Origin of the sequence: Alcanivorax limicola (assembly GCF_019931215.1) — a bacterium.
GTDB lineage: Bacteria > Pseudomonadota > Gammaproteobacteria > Pseudomonadales > Alcanivoracaceae > Isoalcanivorax > Isoalcanivorax limicola.
The window spans coordinates 54,742-70,691 of sequence record NZ_JAIOUB010000001.1 but is presented as its reverse complement, the minus strand read 5'-3'; the positions used below and the strand labels follow the sequence as shown (position 1 = coordinate 70,691).

The following is a 15,950-nucleotide window of genomic DNA, read 5'->3' as shown; positions in this document are numbered from 1 at the left end:
TGTGCTGGCAGCTTGCGGTGCGCTTCGTTGCACTCAGCACACCCTACGCACACCCTGCGCCCCCGGACGATCTGCCCTGCACCCTTCATTTATTCGCTGGCGTCGGTGGCGACGCGGTAAAGCACTTCATCTTCATAGCCGGCGATGACCGGCAACAGACCGCACAGGTCGCGATCCAGCGCAGCGTCGCCGGTGTCCACCAGCAAGGGCCGACCGTCCAGCGAGGCCAGCTTGATGCGGGTCGCCAGGATATGCAGCCCGTCACGCCCCAGACGCCGGATCACGGCCGGGCTGAGCTGCTGATTGCCCCGCCCGAACAGGTGGCCCTGGCCGCCGATCACCGTCAAGACCGCGCGCGCCGGTGCGTCCCCCATGAACTCCAGAATCTGGTCCGCCGTCACGTCGGCCGCCAGCAGCGCCCCGTCACGCACCAGATCCACCCCCAGCAGCGTGTTTGGCAGCCCCAACTGTTCCATCAACGCAGCCACCGTCGACCCGGAGCCCATCAGGTAGGTGACGCCGGGCGCCATACGTTCCGCCAGCCAGGCGCAGGCCTCACCGACCTGCAGATCTTCCTGCTCCGGCGCGCCGCATTTCACCTGCTGCAACAGACGTGCATCCGCCGGCACTGACAAGCTGCCGTAATAGCGCGCCCGCACCTGCCCGTTGCGGAAGGCCACTTCGTCGATATCCCGCACTTCGCCTTCCATGACATTCACCAGCTCGCCCCGGGCCAGCGCCACCAGCAGGCGCCCCGCCGCTTCCGGGTTCACCGCGTAAACCGCTGAATGCATCTTGCAACCGGCCGGAATACCCAGGGCCGGCACCGCCGCGCCAACACTGTCCAGCACATCTCGCGCCGTGCCATCCCCGCCGGCGAACAGCAGCACATCAATACCCGCCGCCACCAGGGCAGCGGCCGCCGTGCGCGTATCCTCTGCGGAGGTCAGGCCTGCCCCCGGCTGCCCGATGACCTCCACCGGCAAGCCGGCCGCTTGCGCCCAATCCGCGCCCATGTCGCCGCCCCAGACCCGCAGCAGCACCGGCACCCCGGCCTCGGCCAACAGCGCCAGCGCCCGCTGCGTGCGCGGCCCGGCCTGCGGCACAGCGCCTCGGGCCAGCGCCTCGCGCATGATCTGCTCGCCGTCGCTGCCCTTGAGCGCCACAGCGCCTCCCAGCCCAGCGCAGGGATTGACCAACAAACCGATAACCAGCGGATTTTCCTGAGAATTCATACGGGCGTCATATCTCGAAACAATACTTCACTTGGAGGCGGCAAGAACGCCGCGTTAGTGTACCTGTGTTGACCGAGCACAATGATCAAACCAAGAGCCATCAGCCCGAAAGGTGCCCCATGAGCGAGAAAACCGCGAAACTGTACGCTGTAAAGCAGAAGCCGGACTTCCATGGTGCGGCGCTTATTGATGCTCAGGGACGTGAAATCCCGATCACGGAAGACATGATACAGCAGGCGTGCGAGCGCCTCGAACATGTCTGGCACTACCCGGCCCATGAGCGCGCCGCGCATCACCGCGCCGGCTGACCCTATCCGCTCAATCACCGACCTCTTTAACGAAAAAGCCCCGATGGCCTGAAGCCATCGGGGCTTTTTTCGTCCGGTTTATACGTCTGGCAAGAACGTGGCGCCCAGGGCTGTCAGCACAGAAGCCCAGCTCCCGTGCACCTCGCCCCGGATCTCTACCCCGGCCACCTCGTGACGTGCAGGAAATTCCCGGCGCAGGCGGTCGAACCCGGCACGGCCCTCATCGCCAGCCACCACCGCAGCCAACGCAGCATGCGTGTCCCGCATATCCCAACGCTGCCGCAGCAGCGCCAACATATCCGGCGCGCCGTGGATGCCGCCCTTGATCTGCATTGCCTTGATCTGCATTGACGGGGATTCGGGCAACACCGCCGCGTCAGCGGCCTGGCCCAGATGCGCGCACAGGGCCTCATACACCATCAATGAGCCTCGCGTGCGACCTTCCACACTGTAACCGGCAATATGCGGCGTTCCCCAACGCACCAGGGCAAAGAGTGCCGGGGGCACTGCGGGTTCCGTCTCCCAGACATCCAGCACCACCTCCGGGCCGTCAGCCTGCAAACGCGCCAACAGCGCCGCATTGTCGATCACCGGGCCACGGCTGCTGTTGATCAGCAACTGCCCACGTGTCAGCCGCGCCAGCCTGGTCGCATCCAGCAAGTGATGCGTGGCATCCGGGCCCGTCTTGCTCAACGGCACATGCAGCGTGACGACATCACAGGCCAGCGCCTCATCCAGCGACGCCCAGCCCCCTGCCACAGTGTCCCCCGCCGCCGCCCGGGGCGGATCGCAACAGCGCAGCTGGCAACCGGCGGCCGCCAGCAAAGCGGCCACGCGCCCTCCCGCATTGCCCACCCCGACGATGCCCACCTGCAGATCCGCCAGCGCCCGACCCTGCTCGCACGCCCAGTCCAGCACCGCCTGCAACACATACTCCGCCACCGCCATGGCATTGCAGCCCGGCGCATGGGCAAAGTGGATGTCGTGACGGGCCAGCCAGGCCTGATCCACATGATCGGTGCCGATGGTGGCGGAGCCGACAAAACGCACCGGCGTATCTGCCAGCAAGGCTTCATCCACGCGGGTCACCGAACGCACCAGCAAAACCTGCGCATCGCGCAGATCCGCCTGTGTCAGCCCGCGCCCCGCACGGGGAGTGACCTCACCCAGCGCCGAGAACAGCGTCAGGGCGGGCATGTTTTCGTCGGCAATGATCTTCATGGTGTGACGTCATCCTGGCGTTCACTATCAATGGGTTTCCGCCACACCATTGTACGCCGCGCCGATCACCTCTGCGCCAGCGCCTTACGGGGTCGGGGTAAAGCCATGCACTTCAATCTCGTAGACACGGACATCCCCGGCCGAAACCGAGGCACCATTCTGCAGCTCGATGCTGATGTCGCCCGCTGGCCGCCGCTCGCGAGCCACTCTGCACCAGTGTCGATCACTGGAAAAAACGGCGCTGGCACAATAGGTAGACACCTCATTGTGGCGGAACAGATAGTAGAACTGATCATTCCCGGCCTCTTCAACGCTCGCATCCAGCAAGGAAAATGGACGGGGAATCGATGCGCCCGCATTGGAGTGCACGACCACCTCGGTAATCTGGTAATCCTGATCCAGCGCGACGCCCAGCCATTGCCCTACAGCAGAGCCACTCCAGTAGTTACCTGTCGTACTGCCATTGTTGATATAACCCGCATCGCCCTGGTTAACAGCGGCATAGGTGCTGCCTCCATACGCAGCAAGTGAAACCGGATTGTCGTAATAGACGGTCATGGACAGCGATGTGGTTTCAAGCCCCTTGTGGGAGATGAACCAGGTGCCTGCAGACGGGTTCTCCACCTCACACGTAATGTTGGCGCCATCCATCACCGTATCGCATTCCACCATTGGCCCATTCAGAAGCGCGTCGCTCCCCTTCATGGTTTTCAACATGATCATGCGCGTGCTACCGGAACTCCCACTCCGGTTCGCCACCACTTTCAGGCGTGCGTAACCCGCCGGCACCTCAATCCTGGCATGGCGCCACTCCCCCTCGGGCACGCTGCCAGAAGCGCTTTGCAATGACTGCAACGTCACCACATCATTTGCCGGCCCGGGCGAGCCGCTGCTACCACCGCCGCCGCAAGCCGCCAACACCACAACCCCCAAACATGACACAACCAAAGCAGGCATCTTCACCCGAACATCCTCCGTATTGATGAATAAAACATTCCCGAAATCTGACCTTATCTACTCTTGCTTTCGCACCACGCGTAGCGCGCACAACCGCGCACACAACAGAGCACTCCAGTAAGAGCAATCCAGCGACTGCTACAACGGTGGCAAGAGGTCAGAAGACCATTGCAGGTGAGGGTATAACGGCAAAGGATGGATGCGATGGCCCACACGACCCGGCAGCCATAGACGACGCCATGGGCGCCTATAAAGAGTGTTACACACGCATCCTTGCCTGTTCCCGAATCCTGAAAGATCCGCCTCCATTTTCTTTCGGCGCGCATTGTAAAGCAGATCGGGGCAAAAAGCGTAACTGTTATCACAATGACCGCCTTGAGGCTTCCCGCTCCCCGCCCCACCGTTACACCAACAAGGTCGCCGAGGCAGCAGCGCGAGACCGTCGGCCATGCTGCCCGGGGCTGGGAACCCGAGCGGCCGGCCAGCACCCGGTCGGCCTGTTTTCGTAATCGGCCACAGGACTCAGGCATTCGGCCTACAGTAGCAATCGTGTCGATATCATACCGACAACGGTCGCGAAAAAGCAGAAAGTGACCCACCTCACACTCGCTCTGCCCAACGTCTGGCAAAATCCAGACTTGATTTAGTCCTTTCTTCTCAGTTACAAATGCTCACATAAGCCGACGCCGTGACGGCGCGAAGGGTCAATAACAATAAACAGCATTACCACAGCCTCAGGCCATATCAATGAAAATGCGTACCGGTCTCATGGCCCTCAAGGCCATGTTAGTGCTTTTCTCCGTTCATTCTCCCGTTGCCACCGCAAATGGCGCTGCCGCGCTGGGGGCAGAGCCGCTGTCCCAGCGCATTGAAACCTTGCGCCGTGAGGTGCTGGATCTCAATCGCGACCTGTCCCTGCTCGAAGAGGAGCTGCTCTACCCCAGCTCCCAGGCCGCCCTGTTCCTGTCCGTGGATGTGGGCACCCCCATCCGTCTGGTGGACATCAACCTGACCCTCAATGGTCAGCATGTGGGCTACCACTTCTACTCCGATCAGGAATTCGACGCGCTGACCAAGGGTGGGATCCAGCGCCTGTACACCGGCAATCTGCGCAGCGGGCGCAACCAGCTCGAGGCGGTTATCACCGGCTATGACCCGCGCGGCAAGGATTACCAGCGCAGCACCTCCTATACCTTCGAAAAAGGACCAGGCCGGAAATGGATTGAACTGCGCGTCGTCGATGACCTCGACGCCATGCAGCATCGGTTCGAATTCCACGAATGGGATCAGTGATGCGCGCCGGTACCGGAACCCGACAACTGACAGCCGGCGTACTGTCTGCCGCCCTTGCAGTGTCCGCCCTTGCAGGGTCCGCCTTTGCCAGTTCGCCCACGCGGCTGGTGCTGTTCGATGATCTGCCCACCGGCCCGCAGGCGATGAGCGAGGAACAGCAGCGTTATCTGGTGTTCGGCGAGGCCATTTTCGACTATTACAGCGATCGCCAGTTCAGCACCCTGTCCGGGCTGCGGGTCAATCAGACGCGCGGGCTGTTCAACGGTGATACCGGCTATGCCGAGTTGCTGATGGGCGAGTTGTACGTCAGTTACGGCCTGCCGGCAGAAGCCGAACAGATTTTTGACCGGCTGCTGGCGCGCGACATGCTGGCACAGACGCGCGCCGAAACCTGGCTGCACAAGGCGTCTCTGCACTATCGTCAGGGCGAACACGGGACGGCCCGGCGCGTTCTTGAGGGCAAGTCGGTTCAGGCGCTGCCTGAGGCGCTTGCGGTACGCGGCCAACTGATGCTGGCCAACATCCTGATTGCCCAGGGAGACTTTGCCGGCGCGACACGACAGCTGGAACAGGTGGCCCTGACCAGCGTGTCCGGTGCCTACGCACGCTATAACGTTGCCGTAGCACGTCTGCGCAGCGGCGACCTGCGCAACGGCCTGCGCGCCCTGGATGACGTCATACAACTGCCACCGGACAGTGAAGAAATACGCGCACTACGTGATCGCGCCGCACTGACCAAAGGGTTGAGCCAACTGCGCGCAGGCAACTTCAGTGGTGCCCGGGATGCACTGATCCAGGTGCGGGCCGACGGCCCCTTTTCCAACGAGGCCCTGATGGTCCTGGGCCTGGTCAACTTCGAACGTGGCGCGCCCCGCGCCGCCCTGCCCTTGTGGATGGAGCTGATGACGCGCCATCCGGCGCACGAGTCTGTTCAGGAAGCCATGCTGCTGGCCCCGCGTGCGTTCGAAGAACTGGGCGCCGAACCGCAGGCGCTGGCCGGGTATCAGCAGGCGGCACGGAATTACCGTGCGGCACTGCATGAGGTAGAGCGCGCCATTCGCAATGTGGATAACGCCGAATGGCTGCCACAACTGGCGGACAATGGCGGGCAACGGCGTGACGTGGACCCGATGGCGCGCCTGGCGCGCTTCGACGCGGCGCAGGGGGAAGAAATGCCCTACCTGTACGCCCTGTTCGCGAGTCACGGCTTTTCCGAACGACATCATCAATATCAGCAGATCACGCGCCTGCGTGAGCTGTTGCAGCGCCGACAGCGCGAGTTGCCCGCCTTGCAGGACACACTGGCCCAGCGCCAGCGCCAGCATGCCCGGGTACTCCCGAGCGCCCGCGCACGCCTGGAAGCCATGCAACAACAGCAAACCCGGCTCAGCGAAGAGGCCGAAATGCTCAACAGCGCGATGTCCGCGCAACTGGATATCCGTTATGCCCATGACATGGCCGACCTGCCGCAATCCATCATGTGGCAACGGCTGCAAGCACTGAATTCACAACCGGGCCTGTCACCACAACAACGCCGTCGCCTGGCGCGTCTGCGTGGCCTGCTGCTGTGGGATATCGCCCACGGTGCAGAGCAACGCCGTATTGAACTCGAAAAAACGGCGCGGGCGTTACGCGATGAGGCTCGCATCCAGGCGCTGCGTGCCGCCGCACTCGAGCAGCTGCTCAACGACGCTGAAGCGGCCGGCAAAACGCAGTTGGCCACCCGGTTGCAAGCACGAGAAGCTGACATTGCCAACTTGATCAACGACGCCGACGACGCATTGGCCGAACTTGGTCAGCAATTAAAAAATGAAGCCCTGCGCGTGCTGGCCGAACGGCGCGCTCGCCTGGGCGAGCAGCTCGGCGAGGCACATCTGGCCATCGCGCGCCTGCAGGATGCCGCCTACTCAGGTACACGACCTGGCACTACCACCCGAGGAGATCAACGATGAGCGTGCCAGGCTTCCGCCGCCAGACGCTGGCCGCGATGGTCATGCTGCTCACGGCTGGCTGCGCCAGCCAGCAGACTGCCGAACCGGTGCGTTACGGCGGCACCACGCTGGCCGATCTGGAGCAGATGGATATCGCAGTGGCGCCGGAAGCGCTGGAACGTGCTACACCGCAGCAGGCGCTGGAGAGTTATCGCCGCGCCGTAGAGCTGTTCCAGGACCCGGCGCAGCGCGTGGCACCATTGCAGCGCATGGCGGATCTGGCCGTGTCGGCGGCAGAAGACCAGCAGTTCCGCACCGAAGATCTGAGGGAGCAGCCGCAAGTCGACACACTTGCTGGCGCCGACCGCAGCGTTGATGCCGATATCGATGCCATGCTGTATGACAACTTCATGCGCAGCGCACAGGACACGCATGATCCCGAGGAGAAGTTCGCGCTACTCGGCCTGGCCAGCAACGTGGCGGCTGATCTGGAGGGCGGCAAGCTGAATGCCAATCTCAGCACCGCCATCATGCTCTATCACAGCCTGCTGGAAACCTCACAGGACCCGGACCAACTGGCCCATACCTGGTACAGCCTGGCCAAAGTCCATGAGCTGGCCGGTGATCTGGACAGCTCGCTGGTAGCGCTGGAAAACCTGGTTGAGCGATATCCGGACAGCGAGTACGTGGTCGAAGCGGAATTCCGCCGTGGTGAGCTGCTCTTCATGAACAGCGAGTACGACACAGCCGCCAGCGCGTATGCCACCGTGATCGCCGCGCAGCCCCGTAGCGAGTTCTACGAACAGGCGCGTTACAAGCGTGGCTGGAGCGAATACCTGATGGGTGATTTCCAGCGTGCCCTCGCTGATTTCTTCCGTCTGATTGATCACTTGCATGCGCACCCGGCCATGGCCAGCGACACCTCCATGCAGGCCAAGCTGATGCAGGATACGCGGCGTGCTGTCAGCCTCACCTTCATCAATCTTGATGGTGCAGAATCCGTGCGCAACTGGTTTGCGCGCACCGGCCACAGAAACTACGAGGCGGATATCTACGAGAGCCTCGGCGAGGTCTACCTGCAGCAGGAACGCTATCGCGATGCGGCAGATACCTTCGATACGTTTGTCCGTGTCTATCCGGCGGACCATCGCGCACCGGCCTTCTCTACCCGAGAAATCCAGGCCTATCAGCGTGGTGGCTTTCCGTCGCTGGTGCTACCGGCCAAGGAACAGTTTGTTGAACGTTACGGCGTCAGCAGCGAGTTCTGGCTGGCTCAGCCAGATATCCGCGCCCAGTATCTGGACCAGCTGAAAGGCCACATTCTTGATCTGGCCCGGCACTATCATGCCGTAGCCCAATCCGGTACCAACGCCACTGACTATGCGCTGGCAGCAAGATGGTACCGCGAGTATCTGGACACGCCGCCGCCGGGTGAAGCACAAGCAGACATCAATCACCGCTATGCCGAAGTGCTGTTCGCCAGCGAGGCATTCGAGCAGGCCATTACCGAATTCGAACGTACCGCCTACAGCTATCCGGAATACGCCGACGCTGGCGACGCCGGTTACTTTGCGCTGGTGGCTTATCAAGCAGAGCAGGAACGCCTGAAGGCGGCATCTGATGCCAGCACCGAGGCCCAGGCCGCACAGGATGATCTGCGACAACGCAAGATTCGCAGCGGCCTGCTGTTCGCCAGCACCTTCGCCACCCATGAACGGGTGCCGCAAGTGCTGTACAGCCTGACGGAAGATCAGCTCGCCAGCGGCGATACCCGGGGCGCCGTGCGCACTGCCGGCATTCTGGTGAATCGCCAGCCGCAACCCGATGACGCCATGCTGCGTTATGGCTGGGCCACCATTGCCAATGGGGAATTCGATCTGGGGCGCCATGATGTGGCCGAGTATGCCTACAGCACCCTGCTGGCCCTGCCCGGCTTGAGCGACGCCGAACAAGGCCGCTATCGCGAGCAGCTCGCTGCCAGCGTTTACCGGCAGGCCGAAACACTGCGTGATGAACAGGGTGACACGCTCGCTGCCGCCGCCATGTTCATGCGGGTCGGCCAGGTCTATCCGCAAGCCAGCATCAGAAAGAATGCAGAATTTGACGCCGCCACCCTGTATATCGCGGAAGCCGACCACACCTCCGCCATCAAGGTGCTGGAAGATTTCCGTCGGCGCTATCCGGATGATGTCCTGACCGAAACGGTGCCAGACAAGCTCGCCGTCGCCTATGAGGCCACCGGCAACTTCGCCGCCGCTGCTCTGGAGCTGGAACGTATCGCTGATGCCAGCGAGGAAAGCGATCCGGAATTGTCACGCCAGGCCCTCTGGCAAGCCGCAGCAATGCAGGATCAGGCGATCGAGGCAACAGGCAGCCGCGAACATACCGAGGGCGCCATTCGGCTGTATCGCAAGTACGTGTGGGCCTGGCCGGAACCCGTCGCCGTGCGCGCCGAAGGTCAGTATCGCCTGGCCTCGCTTTATACCGCGCAGCAGGACAATGAACGCCGTGACTTCTGGTTGCAGAAACTGGTGGAAACACTCGCCGATGCCGGTGACGACGCCAGTGACCGTGTTGCTTGGCTCGGTGCCTGGGCTGGCTTCACCCTCGCAGAAGAGAAGTTTCAGGCGTTCAGCAGCATCCGCCTGACACAGCCCCTGCGCCGCAGCCTGACGCAGAAAACAGACGCCATGCGCGAGGCCCTGCAACGCTATGAAAATGTGGCAGCCATCGGTGTTGCCGAATATGCCACCGCAGCGCAATTCCAGATTGGCGAAATGTACCGCGTGCTCGCCAGCGACATCATGGACAGCGAACGCCCCCGCGGCCTGGATGAACTGGAACTGGAAATGTATGAGCTGCTGCTGGAAGAGCAGGCCCTGCCCTACGAAGACCAGGCCATTGATCTGTACATGGCCAACACCGACATGGTCGCTGACGACATTTATGACGACTGGGTAAAACGCAGTTTCAGTGCATTGGGCGAGTTGCTGCCCGGTCGCTATGCCAAATATGAACAGGTGGAGCCCTATGTCGACATCATCTATTGAGTTGCAGCGGCACCGGGCACTGTTGATGCCGGTACTGTTAATGCCAGTACTGGCGCTGACCCTGCTCAGTGGCTGCGCCAGCCATCCGGAACATGGCCTGGAAGGCAGCGGCCAGCCCGGCGAATCACGCCATGCTGCCCAGCGTGTCGGCATTGCCGCTGCTGACAGTGATGCCGAACATATCCCGCCGGTGCCCCATGATCCGGCCGTTCGCCCCATGGCGGCGGCCGCCACGGAAGAATACTTTCGCGGGCTGCAGTATCTGCGCAATGATGACCTGCCCCGCGCACTGGTGGTGTTCCAGTCGCTCACAGCACGCTACCCGGCCTTGTCGGGGCCGTGGGTCAATGTCGGCCTGATCGCCTTGCGCCAGCAAAACTGGCAAGACGCCGAGGCTGCATTGCGCCAGGCGCTGGACGTCAATGCACAAAACCCCTACGCACACAACGCCCTGGGTATCGCCTTGCGCGAACAAGGACGCTTCGCTGAGGCGGCGGACCACTATCAACACGCTGTGACGCTTGATCCGTTGTACGCGCGGGCCCATTTCAATCTCGGCGTGCTGGCCGAACTGTATCTGCAGGACATACCGCAAGCCCTGGCGCACTTCCAGGCGTATCAGGCGCTGCAACGGCAACCCGACAGCACGGTGGCCAACTGGATTACAGATCTTGAACGGCGACAACCTGACGTTACCGAGGAGACATTGTGATGCGGCATTTCAGTACTCTCGGTATCCTGCTCGGCACCCTGGCAACGTTACTTTTCGGCAATCTCGTCTTTGCCGAAGAGCGTGACACAGGCAGCAGCAACCGCGCCGGCGTCGGCACTAATATCATCGGCAGCCAGGAAGCACCTACGGTGTTGAATGTGGTGCCCTGGAAAGAGCGCGAAGTAAAACTGGAACGCAAAGATCCCACGTCATCATTGCTTGATCGTGTACTTGAACCGCTTGATCAGGACGTGTTGCTGCGGGAGATCGAATACCACCAGCGACTCAATGCGTCGTCCGGACAATAACGTTTAAACCGTAACGCCTGCATATCAGGCATATCTCAGGAGACAGGCATGCCCACATCCACACTCGACGCCGCCACCTCACCGGCTGCAGATCCGGGCCTGGTCGCTACCATCATCGGATTCATCCAGAATGGTGGTCCGTTCATGTATCCCATTCTTGTTGTACTGGCCGTCGGTCTCGGCATCGTGCTGGAGCGGATCATCTATCTGCAGAGCATCAAGAGCCGTAACCAGAAAACCTGGAAAGAAGTGTTTCCACTGCTCTCCAAGGCACAGTTCCGCCAGGCTATGGAAGCGGTGCAAAACAAGGAAACCGGTCTGGCACGCGTCATCGGCTATGGCCTGGATCGCGCCCGCACATCACGCCGCCACGAAGACGTGGAGCTGGCGATGGAAGAGGGCCTGATGGAAGTGCTGCCACGTCTGGAAACCCGCACCGGTTACGTCGGCACGCTGGCCAACATCGCCACCCTGCTCGGCCTGCTCGGGACCATTCTGGGTCTTATCGCAGCGTTTACTGCGGTAGCCAGTGCTGACCCGGCACAAAAAGCGGATCTGCTTTCTGCCTCTATTTCTGTGGCCATGAACACCACGGCATTTGGTCTGATGGTGGCGATTCCGTTGCTGCTCGCCCATGCGTTCATCAACTCGATGACCAACAAGATTGTCGACAGCATGGAAATGGCCTCGGTGAAATTCATCAATGTCTATCGCCATGCCATGACCCAGCAGGAACAGCGTAAAGCTGAAGCCGAATAAGCCAGGAGCCCGGTATGCGCTTTCGCAGACGAGAACGTGATACCGAGGTGGAACTGAACATCACTGCCTTTCTGAACCTGATGGTAGTGCTTATTCCGTTCCTGCTGCTCAATGCAGTATTCGCCCAGGTCGCCATCCTGCAGCTGAACCTGCCGTCGGATGACGCCGCGCCCTCGGAATCAGAAAACCAACGCGCCATCGTGCTGGAAGTCATGATCTATCAGGACCGCTATGAGGTGATTGACCGCCAGAGCGGGCCATTGAAGATCCTGCCCAATACGGAGAATGGCGAGCACGACCGTAGTGGCCTGCATGAGTATTTGCTGGAAGTAAAAGGCCGCTTCCCGGACGTCAACGACATTACCCTGCTGTGCGAGGATGACACGCCCTATGAGTTGCTGATCCAGACCATGGACACCGTGCGCCTGCGCGAGGTGGAACTGAACGGGCAACGTATTCGCCGTGAGCTGTTCCCGGATATCGGTATCGGTTCGGCGCCGCCGGATACGCAACGTGCTGACAGTGCGGGAGGTACGTCATGAGACAGCGATCCCCCCGCGCCAAGCGCAAAGGCCGTCACTACAGCAGACGCAAGAAAGTCATGCCGCTGAACCTGACGGCGTTGATGGATATCTTCACCATTCTGGTGTTCTTCCTGCTGGTCAATCAGACCAATACCCAGCAGCTGCCAGACAACCCGGATATCACGCTGCCGGCATCCATTGCCCAGGAAGTGCCCAATGAAGTGCTGACGGTACAGATCAGTGCCAGGGACATTCTGGTGCAGGAACGGCCCGTAGTGTCTGTCAGCGAAGCGTTGTCCGGCGACGACCGCGTGATTCCCGCTCTGGTGGAGGTGCTCAATACCTATTCCGAGCGAGCGCGACGTCTGGGCAGCAACGACGAAGATCGGGAGTTGATGATCCTGGGCGACCGGCATGCTCATTTCGCCGTCATTCAACGCATCATGTACAGCGCCAGCCAGACTGACTACAACAAGGTCTCCTTCGCAGTGCTGCGCATCAGCGGGGAGGACGAATGATGGCAAAAGCATCACGCAAGTCCGTCCTCCTCTCTGATGGCATGCTGCCCTGGGACCCGCTCCCCGGAGAACGCCGCCGCCAGTACGGTATTCTGGCGGTGCTGTTGTTACTGCTCATCCCGCTGGTCTACATCATCGAAACCACGGACGTGCCGAAACGCGATACCAGCGCCGATGAAATTCCGGAACGGTTGGCGCGACTGGTGATTGAGCAGAAGCAGCAACCCGAGCCCCCCAAGCCGCCAGAGCCCGAACCGGAACCGGAGGCACCCAAGGAGGAAGAGCCAAAACCTGAACCGGAGACACCGCCACCGGAACGCACTCCCGAACGGGTTGAGCAGGCCCGCGAACGTGCGCGCCAGGAAGTTCAGGTGTTCGAGGATTCTCTGGCCGGGCTACGGGATCTGGCCCCGCCGGTATCCTCGGCGCGCGAACTGCGCCGGGGCGGGGATCAGACCACCGAGGTCCAGCGTGACCTGCTCACCAGCCGTGCAGGGCGCAGCTCCGGCGGTATCAGCACCGGCAGTGTGTCCAGTGGTGGTGGCGGCGGTGGCCTGGAAGGCGGCCAGATGGCGCAGGTGGAAAGCGAGATTGCCGCCAGCGCCCAGGCAGCGGCGACCGTAGAACAGCGGCCCGATGGCACAGGCCGCCGGACCACCGAGCAGCTACGCCGTACTTTCGACCGCTACGGTGGCCGCATCAACAGCGTCTACCAGCGGGCATTGCGCGGCAATCCCACCCTGGAAGGCACCGTGGTGCTGGCACTGGAAATCGCGCCGGACGGCAGCGTTACCAACGTGTCCATCCGTTCTTCGGAGTTGAACGATGACGAGTTGGAACGGCGCATCCTGATGGTGGTCCGCAGCATGGACTTTGGCGCGCTGCCCGTCTCTGTCTGGAAGGGGGATTACCCGATCAACTTCTTCCCGGGCTGACGCTGACCGGGCAGATCAGCGCCCGGTTTCGACACGGCTGTCTGCGGGAAATGCCATGGCACCGGCATTTTCCCGCACGGCAGTCCCCTGCTCTGTTGGCCTGCTCATTCGCCCGCCCATTCACCTGCCCAATGTATAGTGCGCACGTAACACCCTCACCCAGCGCGCCCAACGCTGCTCACGCGCCTGTGCGCGAAACACTTCGGCCTGCGATGCTACGGCCCGGGCAAATGCGTCATTGCGGCTGGCCGCCTCACCCAACACACCCGACAGACCCTCAAGGTTATCCAGCGACACGCTGAAGGGATGCCCACAGGCCTCGCAGAACAGCAACTCCAGCGCCTGCGGCCTGACCTCAACCTGCTCGAATGCCTGCTGCTGCACCGCGTCACGGCCGTCCGGTGCGTACCAGTACCCGTAATCCGGCAACTGCCGACGCTTTTCGCCCGCCACGCACCAGTGCGCCACTTCATGCAAGGCGCTGCGAAAATAATCCCGGGTATAAACAATGCGGTGCGGCGCACCGGGCTGATACAGCGGCTCTTCAGCGCCCCCGCACAACACGGTGTTGTAGTGTGCAGCAAACGTCTGCGCAAACAGGGCTTCCAGATCCTGCGCACGATGCACCGGCTCGACAGGCTGATCCGCCTCGCCAGCGTTGGTGTAATGGGTTAGATTAGCCACCCTCATGAGAGACCCTTCCCGTGCCTGTGTCCTGGTTACCTGTTTCCGCTGAACGCCGTACCGAGTTGACGTTGCTGTTGCGTCTGGCGCTGCCCATCCTGGGCGGCCAGCTGGCGCAGACCGCCAACGGCTTTGTCGATACCGTCATGGCCGGCCGCGTCAGCGCCACCGATCTGGCGGCCGTCGCGGTGGGCGCCAGCATCTGGGTGCCGGTCTACCTGTTCATGGCCGGCGTGCTGATGAGCACGACCCCCATTCTGTCCCGCCATCTCGGTGGCGCAGCTTACCATCGTATCAACCCGCTGACACAGCAAGCCCTCTGGCTGGCGCTGGGCCTCGGCATGGTGGGCTTTGCGGTATTGCGCAGCATGGCCCCGGTGCTGGACTGGATGGACGTGGACGAGAGCATGCGGCCCATGGTGCTCGGCTATCTCAGCGCGCTGAGCTGGGGCATGCCCGCCGTCGCCCTGTTTCTGGCGTTGCGCAGTTATACCGAGGCCATGAGCCATACCCGGCCGGTGCTGTGGATCAGCGTGATCGGGCTGGTCATCAACGTGCCCGCCAATTACGTGCTGATCTACGGCAAGCTGGGCTTCCCTGCCCTCGGCGGCGTTGGCTGCGGCTGGGCCACGTCACTGGTGATGTGGAGCATGGCCCTGATGATGGCCGGCTATGTGGCCAGCCACCAGACGTACCAGCGCGCACGACTCAACTTCCGCCAGCTATCACTGGAGCCTCGCACCCTGAGCTACATGCTGCGACTGGGCTTGCCGGTGGGGCTGACCATTTTTTTCGAGGTCAGTATCTTCGCCGTGATCGCGCTGCTGATCAGCAGCCTCGGGCCGGTGGTGGTGGCCAGCCACCAGATTGCACTGAACTTCGCCTCACTGTTGTTCATGGTGCCGTTAAGCATGGCCATCGCCGTGACCGTACGCATCGGCCATGAGCGTGGCCGCAAGGATCACGCTGCCGTGGTCAGAGCCACCGGCACGGCACTGTGGCTGACCATGCTCTGCGGCCTGACTGCGGCACTGCTGCTGTTGCTGCTGCGACACCAGGTGCCGGCGATTTATACCGATAACGAGCAGGTACGTCAGTTGGCAGCCGGATTGCTGCTGTTTGCCGCGCTGTATCAGTTGTCGGATGCCTTCCAGGTCACGGCCAATGGCGCCCTGCGCGGCTTCGAGGACACTACCGTGCCGATGTTCTATACCCTGCTGGCCTACTGGGGTGTCGGATTGCCGCTGGGGTTCGTGCTGGGCCGCACCGATCTGCTGGTGCCCGCCATGGGCCCGGCCGGGTTCTGGATCGGCCTGCTGGCGGGCCTGACCTGCGCGGCAGTGCTGTTGGGGATGCGGCTGCAGAACCGACTACTGCGCAACAGCGCTCCGGGCAGCGGCAGCGGCGGCTAGCACTTGCGGCGCTCGTCGCAAGCAGCTAACGTAAAGTCAGGCTATACGACAAGTCAGCTTTTACGACGCGTCAGGCTGTGCGAACAAACTGGTGAACCGCACT

The 15,950-nt window shown here is 62.0% G+C and carries 15 protein-coding genes; 11 read left to right on the top strand and 4 right to left on the bottom strand.

Annotation, left to right across the window (positions count from 1 at the left end; genetic code table 11):
* Positions 1 to 89 precede the first annotated feature (89 nt).
* Positions 90 to 1,235, bottom strand: a complete 1,146-nt coding sequence (locus K8B33_RS00300) for an ATP-NAD kinase family protein (protein ID WP_223421997.1) — start codon at positions 1,233 to 1,235, stop codon at positions 90 to 92.
* 119 nt (positions 1,236 to 1,354) lie between these two features.
* Between K8B33_RS00300 and K8B33_RS00295 the strand changes: the two genes are divergently transcribed.
* A complete protein-coding gene (locus K8B33_RS00295) occupies positions 1,355 to 1,543 on the top strand; it encodes a PA1571 family protein (protein WP_223421994.1) in 189 nt (62 codons plus the stop codon).
* A gap of 78 nt (positions 1,544 to 1,621) precedes the next feature.
* On the opposite strand, the gene K8B33_RS00290 is transcribed toward K8B33_RS00295, so the two are convergent.
* Positions 1,622 to 2,764, bottom strand: a complete 1,143-nt coding sequence (locus tag K8B33_RS00290; protein WP_223421991.1) for a 4-phosphoerythronate dehydrogenase — start codon at positions 2,762 to 2,764, stop codon at positions 1,622 to 1,624.
* Between the two features lie 84 nt (positions 2,765 to 2,848).
* Positions 2,849 to 3,721 carry a hypothetical protein gene (locus K8B33_RS00285; protein ID WP_223421989.1) on the bottom strand — a complete coding sequence of 291 codons (873 nt, stop codon included), beginning with the start codon at positions 3,719 to 3,721 and terminating at the stop codon, positions 2,849 to 2,851.
* Between the two features lie 747 nt (positions 3,722 to 4,468).
* Here K8B33_RS00285 and K8B33_RS00280 point away from each other — a divergent pair.
* The 9 genes from K8B33_RS00280 to K8B33_RS00240 are packed head-to-tail and all read left to right on the top strand — an operon-like array spanning position 4,469 to position 13,751.
* Entirely contained in the window at positions 4,469 to 5,014 is a 546-nt protein-coding gene (locus tag K8B33_RS00280) for a hypothetical protein (protein ID WP_223421986.1), read from the top strand.
* Positions 5,014 to 6,966 carry a tetratricopeptide repeat protein gene (locus K8B33_RS00275; RefSeq protein ID WP_223421983.1) on the top strand — a complete coding sequence of 651 codons (1,953 nt, stop codon included), beginning with the start codon at positions 5,014 to 5,016 and terminating at the stop codon, positions 6,964 to 6,966. The genes K8B33_RS00280 and K8B33_RS00275 overlap by 1 nt, the downstream gene beginning before the upstream one ends.
* Positions 6,963 to 9,995 (top strand): tetratricopeptide repeat protein, encoded by a 3,033-nt coding sequence (locus tag K8B33_RS00270; RefSeq protein WP_223421981.1) that lies wholly within the window; start codon positions 6,963 to 6,965, stop codon positions 9,993 to 9,995. Before K8B33_RS00275 ends, K8B33_RS00270 begins: the two co-directional genes overlap by 4 nt.
* Positions 9,976 to 10,707, top strand: coding sequence for a tetratricopeptide repeat protein (locus K8B33_RS00265; protein WP_223421980.1), 732 nt, complete (start codon positions 9,976 to 9,978; stop codon positions 10,705 to 10,707). The genes K8B33_RS00270 and K8B33_RS00265 overlap by 20 nt, the downstream gene beginning before the upstream one ends.
* Positions 10,707 to 11,015: a hypothetical protein gene (locus K8B33_RS00260; protein WP_223421977.1), complete on the top strand. Its 309-nt coding sequence runs from the start codon at positions 10,707 to 10,709 to the stop codon at positions 11,013 to 11,015. Before K8B33_RS00265 ends, K8B33_RS00260 begins: the two co-directional genes overlap by 1 nt.
* A gap of 48 nt (positions 11,016 to 11,063) precedes the next feature.
* Entirely contained in the window at positions 11,064 to 11,774 is a 711-nt protein-coding gene (locus tag K8B33_RS00255) for a MotA/TolQ/ExbB proton channel family protein (RefSeq protein WP_223421975.1), read from the top strand.
* Between the two features lie 14 nt (positions 11,775 to 11,788).
* The gene (locus K8B33_RS00250) at positions 11,789 to 12,316 is read left to right on the top strand and encodes an ExbD/TolR family protein (protein ID WP_223421972.1); all 528 of its coding nucleotides are present in this window, start codon (positions 11,789 to 11,791) and stop codon (positions 12,314 to 12,316) included.
* Positions 12,313 to 12,816 (top strand): ExbD/TolR family protein, encoded by a 504-nt coding sequence (locus K8B33_RS00245; protein ID WP_223421970.1) that lies wholly within the window; start codon positions 12,313 to 12,315, stop codon positions 12,814 to 12,816. Before K8B33_RS00250 ends, K8B33_RS00245 begins: the two co-directional genes overlap by 4 nt.
* Complete coding sequence (locus tag K8B33_RS00240) at positions 12,816 to 13,751, top strand: AgmX/PglI C-terminal domain-containing protein (protein ID WP_223421967.1); 936 nt, start codon at positions 12,816 to 12,818, stop codon at positions 13,749 to 13,751. Before K8B33_RS00245 ends, K8B33_RS00240 begins: the two co-directional genes overlap by 1 nt.
* Positions 13,752 to 13,871: 120 nt before the next feature.
* On the opposite strand, the gene K8B33_RS00235 is transcribed toward K8B33_RS00240, so the two are convergent.
* A complete protein-coding gene (locus K8B33_RS00235; protein WP_223421965.1) occupies positions 13,872 to 14,441 on the bottom strand; it encodes an elongation factor P hydroxylase in 570 nt (189 codons plus the stop codon).
* Positions 14,442 to 14,455: 14 nt separating this feature from the next.
* On the opposite strand from K8B33_RS00235, the gene K8B33_RS00230 reads away from it, so the two are divergent.
* On the top strand, positions 14,456 to 15,847 hold the full coding sequence (locus tag K8B33_RS00230) for an MATE family efflux transporter (protein ID WP_223421962.1): 1,392 nt from the start codon (positions 14,456 to 14,458) through the stop codon (positions 15,845 to 15,847).
* Positions 15,848 to 15,950: the final 103 nt, after the last annotated feature.

What these genes read in the sequence shown, in the direction of transcription:
- K8B33_RS00295 (WP_223421994.1), top strand. Translation starts at nt 1,355, where the DNA reads ATGAGCGAGAAAACCGCGAAACTGTACGCTGTAAAGCAGAAGCCGGAC.
- K8B33_RS00275 (WP_223421983.1), top strand. Translation starts at nt 5,014, where the DNA reads ATGCGCGCCGGTACCGGAACCCGACAACTGACAGCCGGCGTACTGTCT.
- K8B33_RS00300 (WP_223421997.1), bottom strand. Translation starts at nt 1,235, where the DNA reads ATGAATTCTCAGGAAAATCCGCTGGTTATCGGTTTGTTGGTCAATCCC.
- K8B33_RS00255 (WP_223421975.1), top strand. Translation starts at nt 11,064, where the DNA reads ATGCCCACATCCACACTCGACGCCGCCACCTCACCGGCTGCAGATCCG.
- K8B33_RS00260 (WP_223421977.1), top strand. Translation starts at nt 10,707, where the DNA reads ATGCGGCATTTCAGTACTCTCGGTATCCTGCTCGGCACCCTGGCAACG.
- K8B33_RS00290 (WP_223421991.1), bottom strand. Translation starts at nt 2,764, where the DNA reads ATGAAGATCATTGCCGACGAAAACATGCCCGCCCTGACGCTGTTCTCG.
- K8B33_RS00245 (WP_223421970.1), top strand. Translation starts at nt 12,313, where the DNA reads ATGAGACAGCGATCCCCCCGCGCCAAGCGCAAAGGCCGTCACTACAGC.
- K8B33_RS00280 (WP_223421986.1), top strand. Translation starts at nt 4,469, where the DNA reads ATGAAAATGCGTACCGGTCTCATGGCCCTCAAGGCCATGTTAGTGCTT.
- K8B33_RS00235 (WP_223421965.1), bottom strand. Translation starts at nt 14,441, where the DNA reads ATGAGGGTGGCTAATCTAACCCATTACACCAACGCTGGCGAGGCGGAT.
- K8B33_RS00270 (WP_223421981.1), top strand. Translation starts at nt 6,963, where the DNA reads ATGAGCGTGCCAGGCTTCCGCCGCCAGACGCTGGCCGCGATGGTCATG.
- K8B33_RS00250 (WP_223421972.1), top strand. Translation starts at nt 11,789, where the DNA reads ATGCGCTTTCGCAGACGAGAACGTGATACCGAGGTGGAACTGAACATC.
- K8B33_RS00240 (WP_223421967.1), top strand. Translation starts at nt 12,816, where the DNA reads ATGGCAAAAGCATCACGCAAGTCCGTCCTCCTCTCTGATGGCATGCTG.
- K8B33_RS00265 (WP_223421980.1), top strand. Translation starts at nt 9,976, where the DNA reads ATGTCGACATCATCTATTGAGTTGCAGCGGCACCGGGCACTGTTGATG.
- K8B33_RS00285 (WP_223421989.1), bottom strand. Translation starts at nt 3,721, where the DNA reads ATGCCTGCTTTGGTTGTGTCATGTTTGGGGGTTGTGGTGTTGGCGGCT.